Here is a 20738-nt window from a genome sequence, read left to right on the forward strand (position 1 = left end):
GTCATCACAGCCGAAGGGGTGGAAGCAATGTTTGATATGCAAATGGTAGGCAGAAATATCGTGAGATTAAGAGGAAACGCAGGGCTTACGCAAATGGGGCTCGCGGACAAGCTGGGGATCAGCTATCAGGCGGTCAGTAATTGGGAGAGAGGCGCAAGCATGCCTGATATCTCCAAGCTCCCGGAGCTGGCGGAAATCTTTAATGTCGGTATTGACGAGATTCTGGGTGAAGGGAAGGGGAGTCAATTCATCGGGAGTGTGCTGGACAACAACACGGAGGACTATTTTCAACAGAATGCCGTATCCGCCGAAGAGCTTTCGGAGGTTGCGCCTTTACTTCAATTAGAGCAGATTGGCGAGGCGTTTGAGTATGTAAAAGAGAGTGCGGCTGTCAGCGATCTTATCGCACTTGCTCCTTATCTCAGTGAGGAGACGCTGGATGAATGCGCCAAGCAGGCTTTTGAAAAAGAAGGCGCAGGAGCGCTGCTGCCACTGGCCCCATATCTCAGCGAAGAGACGCTGGACGAACTGGCCCAGCAGGTCCTCCCCAAAGAAGGAGCAAAAGCGCTGCTGCCATTCGCTCCATATCTCAGCGAGGAGACGCTGGACGAACTGGCCCAGCAGGTCCTCTCCAAAGAAGGAGCAAAAGCGCTGCTGCCATTCGCTCCATATCTCAGCGAGGAGACGCTGGACGAACTCGCCGAGCAGGTCCTCTCCAAAGAAGGAGCAAAAGCGCTGCTGTCATTCGCTCCGTATCTCCGCGAGGAGACGCTGGATGAGCTCGCCAAGCAGGTCTTTACCGAAGAAGGAGTCAAAGCGCTGCTGCCATTCGCTCCGTATCTCCGCGAGGAGACACTGGAACAACTGGCCCAGCAGATTCTTGCCAAAGAAGGAGTCAAAGCGCTGCTGCCGCTCGCTCCATATCTCCGCGAAGGAATACTCCGCGAATCGGGAGCCCAACCGTTTGCTAAATGAATATCATCTGAATGTGCAGGCCCACGCTGTTTGCGTGGGCCTGTTCTTCATGGTCTGCGGGAGCAGCAAGGGAGTGAAATGGAATTAGTAGACCTAATTTTACTCAAAAGCCGTTCTGCAGCAGCGTTAGTTGAATTAGTAAACTTAATACAAGCCAGCTTGCCTGTTTTCGTACGAATTGGCCGGATTAAGTGACCTTTTTCCAACAAGCGCTGGTGTGAGAGGGGAACGGGGGGAATTAAGTTTACTTTTTCCACTTGGAATCCTCCCTCAGGTGTACCCGTTCCCAGACGGGGTTCGCTCATAAATTGGCGTGTGGCTCGGCGTTACGGACTATGGTGCTCTTAATTCGGATGAGAGTCACGGCTTGGGGAAGTTACGGACATCACAGGCCTTATGATCGAATATTCCGCGCCTAATCGTTCCTTGGAGAGACCCTAAGCGCCCGTCGGTCCGTTAAGCCGCAACAAGTGGCGTTTTTTTGAAAATAACGGCTCTCAGGTCCGCAAGGAGCCGACTTTGCTGCTGCGGTTTCTCTTCACCCCCCCTGTGTATGACCTCACCCACAGATTTGGTTCTGATGCTGGACTACTATATTGTCAGAATTTAAATGATGGAATTCAATCTTTGCTCTGCCAAATGGAATAGGGTGTAGAGATTGGTGCAAGCGTGTCAGTCCCGCCAACAAAGTCATCTCCTGATCGGAAGAGTCCGCCCGTTTGTAACGGACAGAGCAGTCCTTATTTCTTCGGGAAGTCATCTTTCCGTAAGTCAACGGACTCCAGCGCCTTTATGGGCGGACAATCACCCCAAATATGCCTGCCGAAGAGGCAATAAGGGCTTTACCGTCCGTTAGCCCGGCTAAATGTATCCCTTTCGGGAAAATAAGGGCCTCACGGTCCGTAAGGAACAGGAGGATGGATATCGACGAATCCCTCTCCCCCCAAACCACAAAGGCTCCGCTCTAGTTCGCAGATTTAGAACTGCTGCTGCTGTGCTATTCTTCCACAGCGGCGAAGTGGAACAGCTTGCTCTGGAAATCGCCGTGCAGCTCCGGCAGGAGCAGTCCGGCGTACATCAGCCGGTCGCCTCCGTATACAGCGCCGGTCTCCTTCAGCACATAGTCCTTCTCCGGGTCCAGCCCTTGAAGGCGCAGGCGCGGGCGGCTGGTGTTCGGTCCGGCCAGGACGCGGAAGTATCCGGCCAGAGCCTCGGAACGGTCTGCCGCCACGAACATCCAGGCCGTTTCGTTGCCCTCGAACGGCGAGAGCAGCCGGTACATGTCGCCCTGCTGGACAAGGGAGCGGATCTCCTTGTAGAAGGCGACCTGTGCAGCAGCTTCGGCCTGTTCCTCAGGCGTGAACCGGGTCAGGTCCAGCTCGTAGCCGAAGTTGCCGGACATCGCAACATCGCCGCGCATGGAGAGCGGGGTACTGCGGTGAACCTGGTGGTTCGGCACCGCAGAGACATGCGAACCCATGCTGCTGGCAGGGTAGACGATGCTGGTGCCGTACTGGATCTTCAGGCGCTCGACGGCATCCGTGTTATCGCTGGTCCAGGTCTGCGGCATGTAATGGAGAATGCCCGGATCGAACCTGCCGCCGCCGCCGGAGCAGCTTTCGAACAGCACATGCGGAAATGCGGAGGTGATTTCCTCCATTACCCGGTACAGCCCAAGCATATAGCGGTGGGCTGTTTCGCCCTGGCGCTCGGGCGGCAGAGCGGCTGAACCGATCTCGGTCATATGGCGGTTCATATCCCATTTGACATAGGTAATCGGAGCCGAAGCCAGTACGCTGCTGACCGCTTGAACAATATAATCGCAGACCTCCTGGCGTGAGAGGTCGAGAATGAGCTGGTTGCGGGACTGGCTGCGTCTGCGGTCCGGCACGTGCAGGCACCAGTCGGGATGGGCACGGTACAGCTCGCTGTCCGGGGAAATCATCTCCGGCTCGAACCATAGGCCGAACTGCATGCCGAGCCGCCGGACACGCTCCACCAGATCAGGCAAGCCCTGCGGCAGCTTGCGCTGATCCACGAACCAGTCGCCCAGCGATGTGGTATCGTCGTCGCGGCGGCCAAACCAGCCGTCGTCGAGCACGAACAGCTCGATGCCAAGCTCTCCTCCGGCACGGGCGATGTCCTCGATTTTATCTGCATCGAAGCCGAAATAGGTGGCCTCCCAGTTGTTGATCAGCACCGGACGCGGCTCGTCGCGGTAGAGTCCCCTTGCCAGCCGGGTCCGGTACAGCCGGTGATACGTCCGGGACATGCCGCCGATGCCCTGGTTCGAGTAGACCAGCACCGCTTCCGGCGTCTGGAAGCTCTCGCCCGGCGCAAGCAGCCAGCGGAAGCCGAACGGATTGATCCCCATAGTCACCCGGGTAGTGCCGTACTGATCCACATCGGCATGCGCGCTGAAGCTGCCGCTGTAGACCAGGCTGAAGCCGTAGGCCTCGCCGCTCTCTTCCCCGGTCTGCGGAGAGAGGAGGGCGAGGAACGGATTCTGCTGATGGCTGCTTGCTCCGCGTTTGCTGTCGATGCCCTGCCGGCCGCTGTGCAGCGGGGCGCGGACCAGATGGCGCTCCCGGGCCCAGGACCCGGACAACTGGATCAGCTCGTAGTTGTCGTGCGGGAAGTCGAGCGCTGCCGACAAGGCACGGTTCAGCTTAAGCGCGCCGCTTCCCGTATTGGTCAGCCGCGCGGAGCGGATAATGGCGTCGAAGCCGTGCATTACCGTGTAGGACAGCTCGGCGCGCAGGCCTGCGGCGGTATCCTCCAGCACCAGCAGCAGCGTTTCCGCTTCTTCAGCGCTTTCGGCGTACACGGCGGGCAGCCCTTCAAGCGCCGGTTTTCCTTTGACGATGCTATGGGATACATAAGTTAGCTCTGTCACCGTAGTGCCATTCGTCAGCTCCGCTACATAAGCAGGCTCCCGGAAGTCGCCAGAGCCATACCCCGGATATTCCTGAGGCAGCGTGTCCAGGGAGAACGCAGGCTCCTTGGGATCAACGGTGCTGCTGAAGCCCATCGCTCCGGGACCGAAGAGGTCGGAAACGGCGGAGCTGCGGATTTTTTGACCCCAATGCAGATGTACAGGGTAAGCGCCGCGCACAAGGCCGAATATATAGCTGGTATTTACGGTTTGCAGATGAAAGATTTGATGCTTGGCATCGTACATAATGGACAAGGTAACAACCTCCTGAAATATGCTGTGTAAGCGTAATATGGAGAGACAGCCTCATTATAAGTCCGTTCCGCAGCCAAGCGTATGGAGAAAAGCAGAGTCCATATGGACGAATGTCGTCTTTTTACTGAACAGGATTATTCCACTTGCCGTAATCTTTCCACGATAGTAGCTTTGGCCAGCATACGATAAGAGCTCAGAGTGACCGTAAAAGCAATAATCCCAAGCAGCGGAATGACCAGAATAAATGGCAGCCAGCCCATATGGAATACAGTGAACGCGATGTTGTCTGCTATGCTCTTGGAAATATTGTAGGTCAAAAATACACCCAGGCTGGAAGTAATGGCTGCTGTGAACAGCACATTGTACATTCCTTCATAGATCAGTACCCTTTTCAACTGGCGTTTGGTCATCCCGATGCTCTCCAGCAGCGCAAATTCGTTCCTGCGGCTTATCACCCCGGTCAGCACGGTATTGATATAGTTGACTATTCCAATCAATGCGATTACAAAGCTAAGCCCATATCCGACTGTTTGAAAAATACGAATAAATCCGCCCAGCTCATCTCTGTAATCCGCTCTTGATTTGTATACCAGATCATTTGTAGCGGATGTTAGACCCTTCACTGTTTGAGCTACACTGTCCAGCTTGGACGAGTCCACATGAAGCGTTGCGGATAAGGCCATAGACGGCTTGCTTTTTGATGGCAGAGCCCTGTCCAATTCCGAAGAAGGGAAGAAGGCATTGTAGCCGTTGGCTGAGAAAGATTTTGTTGTTGCGGCATACAGGGCATTATACTTCAACACGGCCAGTACCTCGTAGCTCTTTCCAAGGCTGCCATATTGAATAAGGTCACCGGGATGGTAGTACACTGTATTTTCTTCAGGCGTAACCAGCGATTCCGTGATCAGCACGTAGCTGCCGGAGTCGAACTTTTGTTTATCAAAAGTGCCCTCTATCACATCCTTTTGCACCAAATCATACCAGCCGGGATCTATCCCATACAGATTAAGCCAAATGAAATCTTCTTTTATTGTGGACGCGATAAGGGGGTCAGGTTTGGGGACTGTGGTCAGTGGCTCTAGAACGGCACGGATGTTAGCGTCAATAGGATACAGATCGGTATTATAATACACATTGTCCACACTCTCGACTCCGTCAATCTTGCTCAACTTGCTTCGGACTTCCGCCGAGAGACTATAAGGATCGCCCTCCCGTTCCCCCCGCGTGGCAATTGCAGTATTATTGATTACTAAATCACCATTAATAAAAGAAGACAGGTACTTATTGACATTCAGCGAGGAAATCACAGTAAAGATAATACTGAACAGGACAATGCTTAAGGATAGAGAGGTCAGCATCAGGAACAGCTTTTTTTTATTCCGGAACAGGTTGGAAAAAGCCATGCTGTACAGCTTCGCCCCGCGCTTCGAGCGTTTGTGAATCCGGCGTCCGCTGCTGAGTCCCGTGAATTTGACCGCTTCTACCGGAGCAATCCGTGCGGCCATCCGGCCAGGCTTGTTCGCGGCGATCCACACCGTGAGATAAGAGAACACAGCCGCTCCGGCAAAAATCCATGGACTGGCCGAATAGGAAGGCTCAACCGGCTCACTGGATAGAGTGCTAAGCATGGGGACCAGCAATCGTCCAATAAAGTACCCTGAAGCCAGGCCAACAGGCAAGGCTGCAATGTACAGGAGCTGCGCCTGAATGCCAATCATCCGTTTAAGCTGTTTGGGAGTTGCCCCAATCGCCTTCAGCAGTCCATAGAACTTCACATCCCGTACAACGGATATGTAGAAAATATTATAAATGAGCAAATATCCGCTAAGCATGATGATGAACACGACAGCCAGATAAGGGATTAAGGAGAGGATATTCTCCGAAAGTGAAGAGGTGCTGTATGCCCAGTTCACCCCGTACGGTACGTCGAGACCTGTATCCTTGAGTACCTTATTGAGTTTTTGCTCGATATCGACAGCGTTGTTGAACATCACCGACAGCTCGGAGGTGTTCACGTAGGAGTTGCTGGCTTTGGACAGGACCGGGTCGATAGAGGCCAGGTTCTTCTTTACAAAGGCATCCGAGACAAACGCCAGTCCTGCAAGCGCCAAATGCGCATCTGCTTCATAGAAGCCTGAAATGACAAAATCCTGCCGGATGACCCGCTCGTTCGTATCAATGTCGAGGGATACCTTCTCGCCGAGCGCATGCTTGATTCCAAGCTTGTCCATCGCCCAGGTATTAAGGACAAGCTCATTCTCGGCGGCAGGCAGCCCGCCTGCAATGAATTGGATAAATCCGTGTTTCGCATAGCTGCTGTCGATCCGCTTGACCTCTACCCGACTATCCTTGAACACCGGATTGATGATTTCACCCGCGTTAAGCGAAATGCCATATTCCCTTATTGAGGGGTGTTTCTTAAGAATTTCAACCTGGGCCGGAGTTAAATATTTGAAGCCGCCGTGGAAATCAGTGCCCACTGTTTTCATCTGTGCCAGTTCCATAGACTTATTGAGACTCATGACCATCGTGAAGACCGAAGTAATTAACAGGGTAGTCAAAATAACGGCACACATGACGGCCAAATTTCGTATTGGATTTGCTCTAAGGCTTTTCAGTGAAAGACGGTACACCATTTTTCGATTATTGGTCTCTATCATAGCGGGCTTGCTCCGGGGGCAGGCGAGCTGCCGGATACGATTCTGCCATCTTCGATTCGAATGATCCGGTCGGCGGTCTGGGCGATATTCTCGTTATGAGTAATCATTACAATCGTCTGGTTGAATTTCTCACTCATTTGTTTCAGCAAAATAAGCACTTCCTGGCTGGTTTTGCTGTCCAGATTGCCGGTGGGCTCATCAGCAAGGATAATAGAAGGCTTGGTAGCGAGTGCCCGGGCAATAGCGACACGCTGCTGCTGTCCCCCTGAGAGGTTGGAGGGCAGACTGTGGATTTTGTCCTGAAGCCCCAAAGCCCGAATGACTTGATCCAGGTATCCCTGATCTATCTTGCCGCCGTCAAGCTCCAGGGGCAGCAGAATATTTTCCAGTACATTTAGAATGGGAACCAGATTATAGCTCTGGAACACAAAGCCAACGGACCGGCGTCTGAAAATCGTTAGCTTCTCATCGCTCATCGTAAAAATATCATTCCCATCCACATACACCTTGCCTTCCGTAGCCCGGTCCAAACCGCCGAGCATGTGCAGCAGGGTACTTTTTCCGCTGCCGCTGGTGCCGACAATAGCAACAAATTCTCCTTTCTCCACGCTAAGGGATACATCATCCAGGGCTTTGACCGTCCGCGTGCCTTTTCCGTAGTGCTTCTTCAAATTTTCCATTTTTAATAGGGGCATTAGTTGTCGATCCCTCCAGTATCTGTTGTTTTACCCTCCCAAGATAGCAGATGATTCTAACTGGGCCGTGTCTGAAATCTGACAGTAATGACACATTTAGAGCTGCGGCAGAAAAATGGAGATGACCGTACCTTTGCCGGATTCGGATGCAGCAGTAATAAAACCTCCCTGCAGAGTAATGATTTTTCGCGCCAAAAACAACCCGATACCGACGCCTTCATATTCGCGTGCCGCCTGCCCGCGGTAGAAACGTTTGAAAATATGCTCCAGCTCATCTTCGGGAATTCCAATTCCGGAGTCTGAAATATCAATGCGGGTGAACATTTCATTGCTTGCCGCCTGAATGGTTATACTGCCGCCTGATCTGGTATATTTCACGGAGTTCTCCAGCAGGTTGAACAAGGCTTCACCCGTCCACGGCAAATCGTGCCGGGCTTTGATCAGCGGGTCACAGTTCACATGAATGGAGATTTGCTTGCTCTCTGCACGGGTGTGAACTTGGGCTACAGCTCTATTTACCGTCCGTACTACGGAGTTCGCCTTGCTGCTCAGAGTAATCATGCCCGACTCCAGCCGCGACAGCTTAACCAAAGAAGAGATGAGCCATTCGAGCTTCTCCGATTGAGATTGAATCTGCTCCACCATAAACCGGGTGTCTTCGGAGCCTTCAGGCCTCTCGGCAAGCAGTTGGCTGTACAGCATAATATTGGAGAGGGGAGTTTTGGTCTGATGGGAAATATCGGAGATTAATTCTTTCATGTTGTTCTTCTCGGTTTCCAGGCTCAAGCCGCTCGCTCTGGAGATCTCTATGTACCGCATTAACTTATGTTCCATTGAAGAGAGGGCGGTTTCCTCGAAGGGAGTCGCGGGCTTCCTGCCTTGAATAGCTCCATCTATCATTTCGTCCATAGTTTCCATAAAGGCTGTAATTTGACTTCGTAGCGACCAGTTCCATGCCCCGCCCAAGATCAGCATCGTGACTGCAAAGAGCAAGGTGAGCCGAAGGAAGGCGGGGGCCGTTCCCCCCAGAATAGTGGCTGCCGCCGCATATCCCAAGACCAGCGTAACGAATAATGCGGAGAACATCAGATTGATCCCCTTGGAACGTTGTACCTGCCGGCTTTTCTTCATGGATGCTGCCTTTCCGACCACATATACCCGAGACCGTAGACCGTTTTTATATAATTCGGAGCAGAAGGATCATCTTCAATCTTGGCCCGCAGCCGTTTAACCGCTACTGTAAGTGCATTCTCATCCACAAAGTCCGCCTCCTGGGACCAGATTTTGTGGATGAGCTGCTCTCTGTCCAGAATATTTCCGGGATTCGACACCAGGATTTTCAGGAGCTTCTGTTCCGTTCTGCTAAGGAGCAAGGGCTGTGAGTTCTTATAATACTCCATCTTTGCAAAATCAAAGCTCAGGGGTCCGAGCGTAATCTTGTTACCGCTGGGGGAAGCCGCTCTTTTAAGAACAGCCATCACTCTTGCCCGCAGAACCATAAGGCTGAACGGCTTGGTGATGTAGTCATCCCCTCCCAGCTCAAATCCTGTAACAATATCAGGCTCCATGTCGTTGGCTGTCAAAAAAATGATGGGCACCTGGGAGGAGCTGCGAAGCTTTTCACAGTAATCCAGTCCGCTTCCGTCCGGGAGATTGATATCAAGAATAATCAGGTCAATTTTCTGTGAGGAGACGATTTGCTCTGCAGTGGCAATGTCATAGGCTTGTTCGATATGCAGATCATTATGGGACAGGGTGAGGGCAATCCCCTTATTGAGACTGCGGTCGTCTTCGACGATCAATAATCTTGTCATGACTTCAGGCTCCTTCGTTCTTCGAGATGCTGTTACAGCCTTATCAGGTGTGCTGGAATAATTATACACAGCAATAACGCAGCTTGAACAGCCAATACGAACCCGGTCCAGTGCCCGGTAGTCTGCGGTCGCAGAGCCTCCCCGACTAAGGTCCAGTACATAAAACCGTCCCCGGTCTGTTTTGAAAGTCTGCGGATTACCCTAGAATAAGGCTATAAGGTTCAAGGTTAACGAAAGGCGGTGAGAAAAAATGCAAAGAAGACAAGGTAACGGACTTGCGATCATCCTGATCGTGCTTGGAGCGATTATGCTGATGGGGATTGCCCTTCCTTTGATCCACGGAGTGTTCAGACTGCTGTTCCCGATATTGCTGGTTGTTCTCGGATACTACGGAATCAAAAGCGGACGCAAAATTATCGGTTGGGTGGTAATGTTCATCGGTGTTATGTCCCTGATCGCCAAGCTTTCCTGGATCATCGGACCGCTGCTCGGTATCGCGCTGGTGGTTTGGGGTATCTCGGTGCTGAAGGGCAAGAGCAACAGAACATATTAATGTTTGGAAATTACTTATTTAGAAGCAGGGAGGGAGCAGGAAATCATGAGTGTTTTTCGCCGCATGAGAGATATTACCGTAGCTAACTTGAATGAACGACTGGAGCAGAGCCAGGACCCGGTGAAGCTGATTGATCAATTTCTACATTCAACCCGTGAGGAAATCGCCGAGGCCGAGAGGCTGTACCAGCAGTATGCAGCGCATACGAAGCAGTTGCAACAACAGGTAAATCAGGCGACAGCAATGAAAAATAAGCGTGAAGAGCAGGCACTGCTGGCGCTGAAGGCAGGCGAGGATCATCTGGCTAAGCTGGCGCTGCAGGAGAAGATCATTCACGAGGAAAAGCTGGAGCAGTACAGCGGTCTGCTGGAGCAGAGCCAGCAATCACTGTTCGAGCTTGAAGGCCAGCTTAACGAGCTAAAATTAGAGTATCAGACCGTGTACAGCAAACGCCAGTATTATGCAGCACGGATGGAATCGCTGCGGCTGCAGCAGCGCATGAACCAAAGAGCCACTGCTTACGGCAATGGCGGTGACGTTCCCAAGATGTTCGGCCGGCTGGAAGACCGGATGACGGATTGGGAGCTGGAAGCGAACAGCCTGCGCGATTTGCGCCGCATGGGACAGGAATACGCACTGCAGGCCGGAGAAACGGTGGCCACTATCCTGGAGAGAGAAATGGCCAGGCTGAAGGAGAAGCTGAACAACGATGGAAAGGAGTAGGACTATGACCCGATTGTATCGTTCCACCCGTGACAAGGTGATGACAGGGCTGGCTGGCGGATTGTCCGAGACGCTCGGTATTGACTCCACACTGTTTCGGATTCTGCTGCTGGTCAGTATTCCTTTTACCGGCGGGGCCACAATTCTGGTATACTTCATCGCCGCGATTGTTATTCCCAAGGAGCCTACCCAGTATAATCCTTTCGGACCCGGGCCCGGAGCGCCGGGCGGACCTTATGGCGGACCCTACTCGGGCAGACCTGAGCATGGACGGGGCCCTCAAGGCCCTCAGGGTCCTTACGGACAGGGAAGTTACGGCCCCTATGGCGGCCAGCCGGGCTATAACCCCGGTTATGACAAAGCTAATGCTAATCCGGCACAGGACTCCGGTCTGGATGCCATGATGAAAGATATTGAGAAGAAGGCCCTGCAAAAAGAAGTCGAAGAGCTCAAACAAAAACTTGCTAAATACGAGAAGGGAGAAGTGTAAATTATGGGAGTATTTCAACGGATTAAGGATATGACAAAGGCGTCGGTTAATGACCTGCTGGATAAGGTAGAGGACCCAATCGTAATGCTGAACCAATATCTGCGCGATATGGAGGCTGAAATTCACGAAGCTGAGGTAACCGTAGCGAAGCAGATGGCTAATGAGCGGCGCATGAAGCAGCGTGTAGAGGAAGCAGCCAAGGTATCCGGACAACGTGCGGCACAGGCTGAGCTGGCGCTGAAGAATGGCCAGGAGGAAGTTACCCGCAAGCTGCTGGAAGAAAAGATCTACTTCGACCAGAAGTTCACCGAATACAGCGAGCTTCACGCTCAGGCAGAGGCTCAGGCCAAGGAATTGGTACAGCAGCTACATGACATGAAGGATGAGTTCTACAAGCTGCGCAACAAACGCAACGAGCTGGTATCCCGGGCTCAAATGGCTAAGGCCAAGAAGCAAATGTCGCAAATCAGCAGCGTTCATGCCATCGAAAGCGGCAGCGCATCGCTCGGCTTCCACCGCATGGAAGAGAAAATTATGCAGCTTGAAGCGGAAGCGGATGTTATGCGCGCCCCTTACAGCCCTTCTTATACCAAACCGGTTGACGTCGAAAAGCAACTGAAGGTGGATGAGCAGCTCGCCGCACTCAAGAGCAAGCTGAACGGAGCTCCGGCTTCCCCATCCTTGGACAAAAAAGAAGATTAAAGCCTGTTCCTAAATACCAGGCAGATATGATATGCTGTACAAAGCAAAGCCATACGGTATGGATTCCCATACCGGTATGGCTTTTGTAGCGGGATGCGGCAACAGGTGCAGAATAAAAATTGCTTACGAAGACAGTAGCTTATGCTTACGAAGACAGTTTTGCTTCGCAAAACTTATAGGAGGTGCGATATGGATAAACGGAACCGGATGCTTGCCATCGGACTGATCGGGATTGGCTGTATGATGATATTTGGCAAATGGCTCGGATTTTTCTCCATTGTCGCGCTTCTGCTCCTGCTGCTGGGGATTTACCGGACGACGTCAGGCAAGGTGAAGCAGGGGTACAGGCTGCTGGGCGTTGGCGCCGTATTGCTGCTGCTGGACCACATGATGCTGGTGCTGGCGGTATGTCTGATTTCTCTGGGGTTGTTTTTTGCCAAATCCAAAAGGATGCAGCGCAGGGGCGGGTTTATGCAGAAGATGAGCTTCTCCTCCAGATTCGACTGGGATCTTTCGCCGTGGGTGATGCGCAGCCTGAGCGCCTGGCATGTGCTGGGCGAGGCGGAAGTTGATCTGTCGCTGGCGATGGCGGAGGACCGGGAGACGGTGATGGTGTTCCAGGGGATCTTCGGAGATATGGATTTCCATCTGTCTGAGAATTATGGAGTGGAGATCGAGGCATTTGTGCTGTTCGGTTCTATTGAATTCGGCAGCCACCGCGACACGGGAATGCTGAACCGGCTGAACTGGAAATCTGCCAATTATGATAGCTGTGAGCATAAGGTGAAGATTAACATTTCTTATATTATGGGTGACCTGGATGTACGGTCGGATTGACCGCCCGGCATTTGTTCTAAGGAGGAGGGCTCCCGCATGGATAAAAAAAGCAGCAACATGGTGACGCGCAGCATGGGCGAGGGGGCTCTTTTCTCCTTGGTCATGCTGCTGGTTATCCTCTATATTATGTATACATACGGATATTTGCAGCCTTTTGAGGATTGGAAGATCGGCGTAAGAACAGCGGTGACGCTGATCCTGCTGCCGATGGTTTTTGGGACGGTCTTTGGCTTCTACCAGAGCTTCCGCACCAAACATAAGCTGGAGCGGCTGCGGTCGACGCTGGTCTCTTGGGAGAAAGGCAACCTGACTCCGTCTATGCCGGAGCTGGGCAATGATGAGCTTGGCAGGCTCAGCGAGCAGCTTGGCCGGATCAGCGGCAAATGGGAGAATCAGGTGAACACGCTGCAGCGCCTGTCCACCAATAACGCCAAGCTTGCCGAGCAGGCCCGCGTATCGGCAATTATGGAGGAGCGGCAGCGCCTCGCGCGCGAGCTGCATGATGCCGTATCTCAGCAGTTGTTCGCCATCTCGATGACGGCGACAGCGGTGGGGCGGACGCTGGAGAAGGACTTTGATAAGGCGCAGCGGCAAATTGCGCTGATCGAGGAAATGTCAGCGGTTGCCCAGTCCGAGATGCGTGCGCTGCTGCTGCATCTGCGGCCGGTCTACCTGGACGGCAAGGGGCTGCGGCAGGGGCTGCAGGAGCTGATCAAGGAGCTGGAGATCAAGGTTCCGATTCATATCGTGTTCGAGATGGACCCGGATGTGCAGTTGCTGAAGGGCGTCGAGAACCATTTGTTCCGCATTGTGCAAGAGGCCATCTCCAATACACTGCGCCATGCCAAGGCGGAGAAGATGGAGATCAGGCTGCACCGCCGTGGCGATACTGTCCGGCTCACGCTGCGCGATGACGGAATCGGCTTCGAGATGGATGAGAGCAAGCAGACTTCCTATGGCTTGTCCAATATGCAGGAGCGGATTAATGAGACCGGGGGCTCGATCCAATTCATCACTGCTCCCGGCAAGGGCATGCGGATTGAGATTACCGTACCGTTAGTCAATGAATAGGAGGCGAGGACAGTCATGGAGACGGAAGAGATAAAAGTACTGCTTGTCGATGATCATGAAATGGTCCGGATCGGACTTGCCGCGGTGCTTGGCACCGAGGATGGAATCGAAGTGGTGGGCGAGGCCGGGAGCGGGGAAGAAGGGATACGGCTCGCGCAGGAATACAATCCTGATGTGGTACTGATGGATTTGGTTATGGAAGGCATGGACGGTATTGAAACGACAAGACAGCTTCTCAAGCTGTACCCGGATTGTAAAGTGATTGTGCTGACCAGCTATTTGGATGATGAGAAGATGTACCCGGTAATTGAAGCGGGGGCATTCAGCTATTTGCTGAAGACCTCCCGGGCCAGTGAGGTTGCGGATGCGATCCGCGCTGCCGCAAGAGGCCAGTCGGTACTGGAGTCCCAGGTGGCCTCCAAAATGATGAACCGCTTCCGCTCCAGCGCCAAGGGCAGCGAAGCTCCGGCCTACAAGGAGCTGACCGAACGCGAGATGGAGGTACTGAAGCTGCTGGCGCAAGGCAAATCCAATCAGGATATCGCCGATCAGCTTATTATTGGCATTAAGACTGTGAAATTTCATGTTACGAATATTCTCGCCAAGCTGGGTGTGGAGGACCGGACCCAGGCGGCAATTTACGCATATAAGAACGGACTGGCGGAATAGCCGCAGGTATATAATCTCTCTTTCTGGATATCCTGTCTAGTAGATTACTAGACCGGATAGAGAGGGAGATTGTTAATGAAGAACAGAGGGACAAGCAAGGGAACGCTGCTGCTGATTGGATTGTGCACGGCGGCCATTCTGCTGGCCGGGTTCCGCAACGTGGGTGCCGGAACACAGGGTTCAATGATGGGAGCGGCTTCCATAGCTGCGGATCAGCAGTATTCTTTCGCTGAGTCTGCGGCGCAAGCTTCTTCCTCGCAAGCAGTTGCTTCATCCGCCGGTCAAGCTGCTCTTCCCGCTTCAGCGCAAGTCCCCTCACAGGAGTCCGCCCCGAGAGAGACCGCTAGTGCAGCCGGGCCCTCAGAATCCCTAGCATTGTTAACCACACTCGGCAGCGATGCTGCCTTGCCCGGTTCCCCGCTCCGCCTTGTGTTCAAATGGCAGGGCGAATACAGCGGGGCCGCATCCGCTGGAGATGCCGCGCAGAGCCTTGCAGCGAAGCTCGGGCTTGGTACTGCCAGCCGTGCTGACGAAGAAGGGCATATGACCTCGCGTGCCGCTGCCACGCTTGCCGGTGCCCATGTCTCGCTGTTCTGGAGCGAGCTGGAAGAAGGGCGCAGCTATGTGATTGTAACTCTGGAGACGGCGGATCTGCTCAAGTCGCCGGAGCTTCCGGCCGCTGCGGTGAGAGCAGGACGGGAGCTGGCTCAGGCGGGGATTGCCGCCGAGTGGAATGCCTCCCTGCAGGGCACTGCGAAGGACCAAGGTGAGCCTCAGGCTGCACTTTTTTCGATAGAGCAATCCATTAGCGTCCGGCTCCACGGCATGAATGTGGCAGAAAGCTATGAAGATGAGTCTACATACAGCCGCTCCTATAGTGTGCCAAGCCTTGAACGCACCGTTAGCAGCGGCAGCCATAGACTTGCTCTCCAGGTGGCTGTTCACAAGAACGGCAACAATAATACAAATCGGATGACGCTCGGATTTCCTTTGATCACCATTGAGTATTGATGAAACGGTAAGCTCATAGCAGGCACAACTCAGCATTCAGGCTCCGCGTTGCGGAGCTTTTTTCATAGGGGTATAATATGTTGTAAGCAGCAATTCTAACGTCCTATAAGCGGGAGCTCACATAAGGATAAGAAAATGTAATGGAAATTTACGAAATCCCGAGAAAAACTGTCAGGAATGTGATGGCATCCTTATCGCGGATATGATAAAATGACATCACGTCGTCGCACGTATTTTATCAACTGACTGACGTTGAGAATGATTGTCAACTATATTACATACAGAGAGATGAGGAGCCATGGCTGAAAATCAAACCCTTGATGCACTGCATACACCCGGAGCTGTATTTTTTATCTTTGGGGCAACCGGCGATCTAGCCCGGCGTAAGCTTTTTCCGGCGATTTACAGTTTGTACCGTGAAGGCAAGCTGACCCGTGATTTTGCGGTAATTGGCGTGGCTCGGCGTCCCCGTACCCAAGATGAATTCCGCGAAGACGTGAAAGAGTCCATTCATGAATTTTGCCGTTACCAGGCGGGCGATGATGCGGAATGGAATGAGTTCGTACAGCATTTTGAATACAAATCTTTGGACATTAACAATATTGAGGGCTTCCGTGAGCTGAATGCGCAGACGGAGGCGCTGGAGGAGAAGTTCAAGATTCCGGGCAACCGGATGTTCTACCTCGCCTTGGCACCGGAGCTGTTCGGCAGTGTCTCGTTCAACCTTAAGGCTGGCGGCATGCTGCAGAGCCGGGGCTGGAACCGTCTCGTTATCGAGAAGCCGTTCGGCTATAATCTGGAGTCCGCTGAGCAACTGAACGAGCAGATTCGCCAGGTGTTCAAGGAAGAAGAAATTTACCGGATTGACCATTACCTGGGCAAGGAAATGGTGCAGAACATTGAGGTTATCCGTTTTGCAAATGCGTTCTTTGAGCCGCTCTGGAACAATAAGCACATTGCGAACATTCAGATTACTCTCGGCGAGACCGTCGGTGTGGAAGAACGCGGCGGGTATTATGATCATGCCGGAGCGCTGCGCGATATGGGGCAGAACCATATTTTGCAGCTCCTGACGATGATTGCTATGGAACCGCCAAGCCGTCTGCTCGCTGAAGATATCCGCGACGAGAAGGTGAAGGTGCTGCGCTCGCTGCGTCCTTACGCCTCCTCTGACGAGGTCCGTGAGAACGTGGTTCGCGGACAATATACTCAAGGCCTGCACAAAGGCAAGACGCTCCCGGCTTACCGCCAGGAGGACAAGGTTGATCCTGAATCAAACACCGAAACGTATTTTGCGGCGCGTGTATTTGTGGATAATTTCCGCTGGGCGGGTGTTCCGTTCTATATCCGTACCGGCAAACGCCTCCCCGTGAAGACAACGGAAGTGGTTGTGGAGTTCAAGGGTATGCCGACCAACGTTTATTTGGGTCAAAAGCATAAGCTGGAGCCGAACCTGCTCGTTATCCGCGTCAATCCAATGGAAGGCATCTATGTGAAGATCAATGCCAAGAAGCCGGGCTCGGAGTCGGAGATTCAGCCGCTCGCTATGGATTTCTGCCAGAGCTGTCTGGTCGGCATCAACTCACCTGAAGCCTACGAGCGTCTGCTGCATGATGCGGCACGCGGCGATTCGACCTACTTTACCCGCTGGGATGAAGTCTCGTCGGCCTGGTCTTTCGTGGACCGTATCGCCAATGCCTGGAAAGAAGGCCCAGGCGATTTGACCTCTTATCCTGCCGGTTCCTGGGGTCCTGTAGAAGCCGATGAGCTTCTGGCCAAGGAGGGTTTCCACTGGTGGCCGGTCAACGGACAGGATGAAGACAATGTGGTATGGCAGGTTAACGCTTAGTTAAGCCTGTAAATGATATATGGTGTGAAGTGAATCTCCCTGCAGCAGTTGCAGGGGGATTTTTTGCGTAGAGGCCAAGGTTTAGGGCTTAAAGACATCATAGTTGCTCATAATCACCCACAATAACGAAATTGACTTTTCGGAGTGCCAAAAGCAGACAACCCTAAGAATTTCAGTATTAAAGTGCGCTTTGATGAAGAGATGAACGAAGCCTTGAGCGCTTATTGTGCCAAGCACAACATTTCTCGAACTGAGGCGATAAGACATGGGGTAAAGCTGCTTTTGTCCAAAGAAAAATAAAAAGAAGCGGCGCATCCCGACAAAAGAACGACGCCACTTCTCAGGCGCAATCACACCTGAAAGGCAGACTGCATAAATATCCTAACATGTGCAGGTTCTTCTTTCAAAGAGTTGTGAATCTATATGGAAAAGAGGAGCTTGTCCGGCAGAAAAGCTAAAGCATCTGTGTAACAATTTTTAAGTTTCTGCTCTCGCCGCCTTTTATGTAGATAATCCTTGCCCGATTTTGTTATACTGAAAAGGATGCTTTCACTAAGAAGCGGAATTGAGACTTAAGAGTCATTACGGAACTACGAATTCACCAATGAAGGGGTTTGTACGAATGAGCAGAGCACCGATTTGATGGATACCCGGTAATTGAGGCAGAAGCATGAATTTATATATGAAGGGATATGTGCAATGAATAAGGCACCGGATCAGAAGCTGCAACAGGAAGTGGACAAACGCAGAACGTTTGCGATCATTTCCCACCCGGATGCGGGTAAAACAACACTAACGGAGAAGCTGCTGCTGTTCGGCGGCGCAATCCGATTGGCGGGTTCGGTTAAGGCCCGCAAAGCAAGCAAGCATGCGACAAGTGACTGGATGGAAATTGAGAAGCAGCGCGGAATCTCCGTAACCTCCTCTGTCATGCAGTTCGACTACATGGATCATCGGGTGAACATTCTGGATACTCCGGGTCACCAGGACTTCAGTGAGGACACCTACCGCACCTTAACGGCCGCGGATAGCGCAGTCATGCTGATTGACGTGGCCAAAGGTGTGGAAGCACAGACGATCAAGCTGTTCCAGGTCTGCGCCAAACGCGGAATTCCGATCTTCACATTCATCAACAAGCTGGACCGCGAGGGCCAAAGCCCGTTCGATCTGATGGAAGAGCTGGAGAATGTGCTGGGCATCCGATCCGTACCCATGAACTGGCCAATCGGCAGCGGACGGGAGCTGTGTGGCGTATACGACCGGATGAAGAACCAGGTGGAGCTGTTCCAGGGCGACGACCACTCTGTAATTAAGGTGCAAAAGGTAGAAAGCTACCGCGATCCGATCATCCGCGAGATGGCCGGAGAATACCTGCATGATCAGTTATGCCAGGACCTGGAGCTGCTCGATGTGGCTGGGGACGCTTTTGACTATGACAAAGTGCTGCGCGGAGAGCTGACACCGGTGTTCTTCGGCAGTGCGATCAATAATTTCGGCGTGCAGACCTTCCTGGACAACTTCCTGGACCTGGCACCGAAGCCGGAGCCGCGCCGCAGTACCGAAGGCTCTGTCGAGCCGACGAATGAGAAGTTTACCGGCTATGTGTTCAAAATCCAGGCGAATATGAACCCGGCCCACCGTGACCGGATTGCCTTCCTGCGAATCGTATCCGGCAAGTTCGAGCGCGGAATGAGCGTGAAGCATGTACGTGCGGGCAAGGAGATCAAGCTGTCCCAGCCGCAGCAATTTCTGGCCCAGGACCGCGACATCGTCGAGGAGGCTTTTCCGGGAGATATTATCGGGCTGTTCGATCCGGGGATTTTTCGGATTGGGGATACGCTGAGTCAAGCCGGGGATATCGAGTTCGATGAGCTGCCGACGTTCTCGCCGGAGATTTTCTCCAAAGTAAGCATTAAGAACGCGCTGAAATCGAAGCAGTTCCAGAAAGGGATCGACCAGTTAACCGAGGAAGGCATGATTCAAGTGTTCCGCACGGTCAACTTCGACGATATTCTGCTGGGCGTAGTCGGACAATTGCAGTTCGAAGTATTCGAATACCGCATGAAGGGCGAATATGGTGTGGATGTCCAGCTACAGCGGATGAGCTATCAGTTCGCACGCTGGATTGTAGACGAAGACAAACCGGACCCAAGCAAGTTCCGCATCAACTCCACGCTCGTCACAGACAAGAAGGGCAACTATGTTGTGCTGTTCGAGAATGAGTATGCGATGCGCACCGCTATGGAGAAGAACCCTACAGCCAAATTCCTGGAGACCGCTCCTTGAGTAATGGGAGTGTAAAATGAGAGACGGCTGTGTGAGCTGAATAAGGTGCTGATTAAGTAGGGCGGCCCGCGCCTGTCTTTGTATAAGGAAGCTATCTGTCTGCTAAAAAACCTCCGCCTTCACGTATGCAGTTGCAGCGTGGATGGCGGAGGTTTTTGGCTCATTGGCTTCTGCTAGGAGGTGATGGACCCTGGCGTGATTTGCTCCAGGTGCTTGTGCAGCATGGAGACCAGGGCATCCTGCTTCGCGTGATCGAGGTCCTTCCACATCATTTCAAAAACAGCGCCAAGCCCGGGAAGCGCTGCTTCCGGTCCATCTACAGAGCCTTCTATCATCTCCCGCAAATCGGCTTCAGACTGTCCGTGCACTTTATGGATAATCGCCTGGCGTAAATCAATGGTAACCGGCATTAGTGTTCCTCCTCATAGTTGTGTGGTTTCGCTGAACCGCTTGTCCTAATATGCCCTGCGGCTGCGATGAAAATTCAAGTTTGGGTATGCTTATGCTATACTGTGTGAGATGCAAATTGTGAGCGGGAGGAACGGGCATGGCTGCAAAAAAACAATATGCCATTATCGGAATGGGGCGGTTCGGCTCCAGTGTTGCCAAAGCGCTCAGCGGCATGGGATATGATGTGCTGGCCATTGATGCCGATGAGCAGCGCACACAGGAAATCTCGGGAATTGTAACCCATGCCGTATCTGCGGATTCCACGGATGAAGAGGCGCTGCGCGCGCTGGGCATCCGCAATTTTGATGTGGTGGTTGTGGCGATTGGCGAGGACATTCAGGCCAGCATTTTGACGACACTGATTCTGAAGGATCTGGGCGTGCGGGCGATTCTGGTCAAAGCCAAAAGCGAGCTGCACGGCAAGGTGCTCAGCAAGATCGGTGCGGACAAGGTGATCTATCCTGAACGGGATATGGGCTTGCGGGTGGCGCATCATTTGGCCTCGCCTAATATTCTAGACTATATCGAGCTGTCACCGGACTACAGCATCCTCGATATGAAGGTCTCCGGGGCCATGCTGGGCAAAAACCTGCTGGAGCTCAACATCCGCGCCAAATTTGGCTGCAATGTTATGGCGATCCGCCAGGGTGAGGAAATGAACATTTCCCCCAGAGCGGAGGATCGTCTCGTTGAAGGGGACGTACTCGTTATCGTTGGCCGGAAGGATAATCTGGCGAAGCTGGAGACGGCGTATCAATAAGCG

General features: G+C 52.8%; 18 protein-coding genes. 12 read left to right on the top strand and 6 right to left on the bottom strand.

The genetic code is table 11. The features are described 5' to 3' along the window. Positions 1 to 27 precede the first annotated feature (27 nt). Complete coding sequence (locus B212_RS32915; protein ID WP_019908529.1) at positions 28 to 975, top strand: helix-turn-helix domain-containing protein; 948 nt, start codon at positions 28 to 30, stop codon at positions 973 to 975. A gap of 997 nt (positions 976 to 1972) precedes the next feature. Here the strand turns inward: B212_RS32915 and B212_RS0101640 are convergent. The 5 genes from B212_RS0101640 to B212_RS0101660 form a co-directional block, all read right to left on the bottom strand. Next, entirely contained in the window at positions 1973 to 4165 is a 2193-nt protein-coding gene (locus B212_RS0101640) for an alpha-galactosidase (RefSeq protein WP_019908530.1), read from the bottom strand. A gap of 134 nt (positions 4166 to 4299) precedes the next feature. Then, complete coding sequence (locus B212_RS0101645; RefSeq protein WP_028530543.1) at positions 4300 to 6825, bottom strand: FtsX-like permease family protein; 2526 nt, start codon at positions 6823 to 6825, stop codon at positions 4300 to 4302. Beyond that, on the bottom strand, positions 6822 to 7520 hold the full coding sequence (locus B212_RS0101650) for an ABC transporter ATP-binding protein (RefSeq protein ID WP_028530544.1): 699 nt from the start codon (positions 7518 to 7520) through the stop codon (positions 6822 to 6824). The genes B212_RS0101645 and B212_RS0101650 overlap by 4 nt, the downstream gene beginning before the upstream one ends. Before the next feature lie 96 nt (positions 7521 to 7616). Further along, complete coding sequence (locus B212_RS0101655; protein ID WP_019908533.1) at positions 7617 to 8651, bottom strand: sensor histidine kinase; 1035 nt, start codon at positions 8649 to 8651, stop codon at positions 7617 to 7619. Beyond that, positions 8648 to 9334, bottom strand: a complete 687-nt coding sequence (locus tag B212_RS0101660; RefSeq protein ID WP_019908535.1) for a response regulator transcription factor — start codon at positions 9332 to 9334, stop codon at positions 8648 to 8650. Before B212_RS0101660 ends, B212_RS0101655 begins: the two co-directional genes overlap by 4 nt. A gap of 250 nt (positions 9335 to 9584) precedes the next feature. On the opposite strand from B212_RS0101660, the gene B212_RS0101665 reads away from it, so the two are divergent. The 10 genes from B212_RS0101665 (at position 9585) to B212_RS0101710 (ending at position 19525) form a co-directional block, all read left to right on the top strand. Further along, positions 9585 to 9887, top strand: a complete 303-nt coding sequence (locus B212_RS0101665; protein WP_019908537.1) for a hypothetical protein — start codon at positions 9585 to 9587, stop codon at positions 9885 to 9887. Between the two features lie 45 nt (positions 9888 to 9932). Then, entirely contained in the window at positions 9933 to 10610 is a 678-nt protein-coding gene (locus B212_RS0101670; protein WP_019908538.1) for a PspA/IM30 family protein, read from the top strand. Positions 10611 to 10614: 4 nt separating this feature from the next. After that, complete coding sequence (locus B212_RS0101675) at positions 10615 to 11100, top strand: PspC domain-containing protein (protein WP_019908539.1); 486 nt, start codon at positions 10615 to 10617, stop codon at positions 11098 to 11100. 3 nt (positions 11101 to 11103) lie between these two features. Next, positions 11104 to 11802 carry a PspA/IM30 family protein gene (locus B212_RS0101680; protein WP_019908540.1) on the top strand — a complete coding sequence of 233 codons (699 nt, stop codon included), beginning with the start codon at positions 11104 to 11106 and terminating at the stop codon, positions 11800 to 11802. Positions 11803 to 11991: 189 nt separating this feature from the next. Next, positions 11992 to 12639: a cell wall-active antibiotics response protein LiaF gene (gene liaF / locus B212_RS0101685; protein WP_019908541.1), complete on the top strand. Its 648-nt coding sequence runs from the start codon at positions 11992 to 11994 to the stop codon at positions 12637 to 12639. 36 nt (positions 12640 to 12675) lie between these two features. Further along, positions 12676 to 13710 (top strand): histidine kinase, encoded by a 1035-nt coding sequence (locus B212_RS30530; RefSeq protein ID WP_019908542.1) that lies wholly within the window; start codon positions 12676 to 12678, stop codon positions 13708 to 13710. 15 nt (positions 13711 to 13725) lie between these two features. Next, a complete protein-coding gene (locus B212_RS0101695; protein WP_019908545.1) occupies positions 13726 to 14379 on the top strand; it encodes a response regulator in 654 nt (217 codons plus the stop codon). 75 nt (positions 14380 to 14454) lie between these two features. Next, a complete protein-coding gene (locus tag B212_RS0101700) occupies positions 14455 to 15390 on the top strand; it encodes a YwmB family TATA-box binding protein (RefSeq protein WP_019908547.1) in 936 nt (311 codons plus the stop codon). A 298-nt stretch (positions 15391 to 15688) separates the two neighbouring features. Further along, complete coding sequence (zwf, locus tag B212_RS0101705; RefSeq protein WP_019908548.1) at positions 15689 to 17239, top strand: glucose-6-phosphate dehydrogenase; 1551 nt, start codon at positions 15689 to 15691, stop codon at positions 17237 to 17239. Between the two features lie 699 nt (positions 17240 to 17938). Beyond that, positions 17939 to 19525, top strand: coding sequence for a peptide chain release factor 3 (locus B212_RS0101710; protein ID WP_019908550.1), 1587 nt, complete (start codon positions 17939 to 17941; stop codon positions 19523 to 19525). Between the two features lie 173 nt (positions 19526 to 19698). On the opposite strand, the gene B212_RS0101715 is transcribed toward B212_RS0101710, so the two are convergent. Next, positions 19699 to 19935, bottom strand: coding sequence for a small acid-soluble spore protein SspI (locus B212_RS0101715; RefSeq protein ID WP_019908551.1), 237 nt, complete (start codon positions 19933 to 19935; stop codon positions 19699 to 19701). Between the two features lie 137 nt (positions 19936 to 20072). Here B212_RS0101715 and B212_RS0101720 point away from each other — a divergent pair, with 137 nt between their 5' ends. Next, on the top strand, positions 20073 to 20735 hold the full coding sequence (locus B212_RS0101720) for a potassium channel family protein (RefSeq protein ID WP_019908552.1): 663 nt from the start codon (positions 20073 to 20075) through the stop codon (positions 20733 to 20735). Positions 20736 to 20738: the final 3 nt, after the last annotated feature.

Source organism: Paenibacillus sp. HW567 (assembly GCF_000374185.1).
In the GTDB taxonomy this organism is placed as follows: Bacteria; Bacillota; Bacilli; order Paenibacillales; family Paenibacillaceae; genus Paenibacillus_AQ.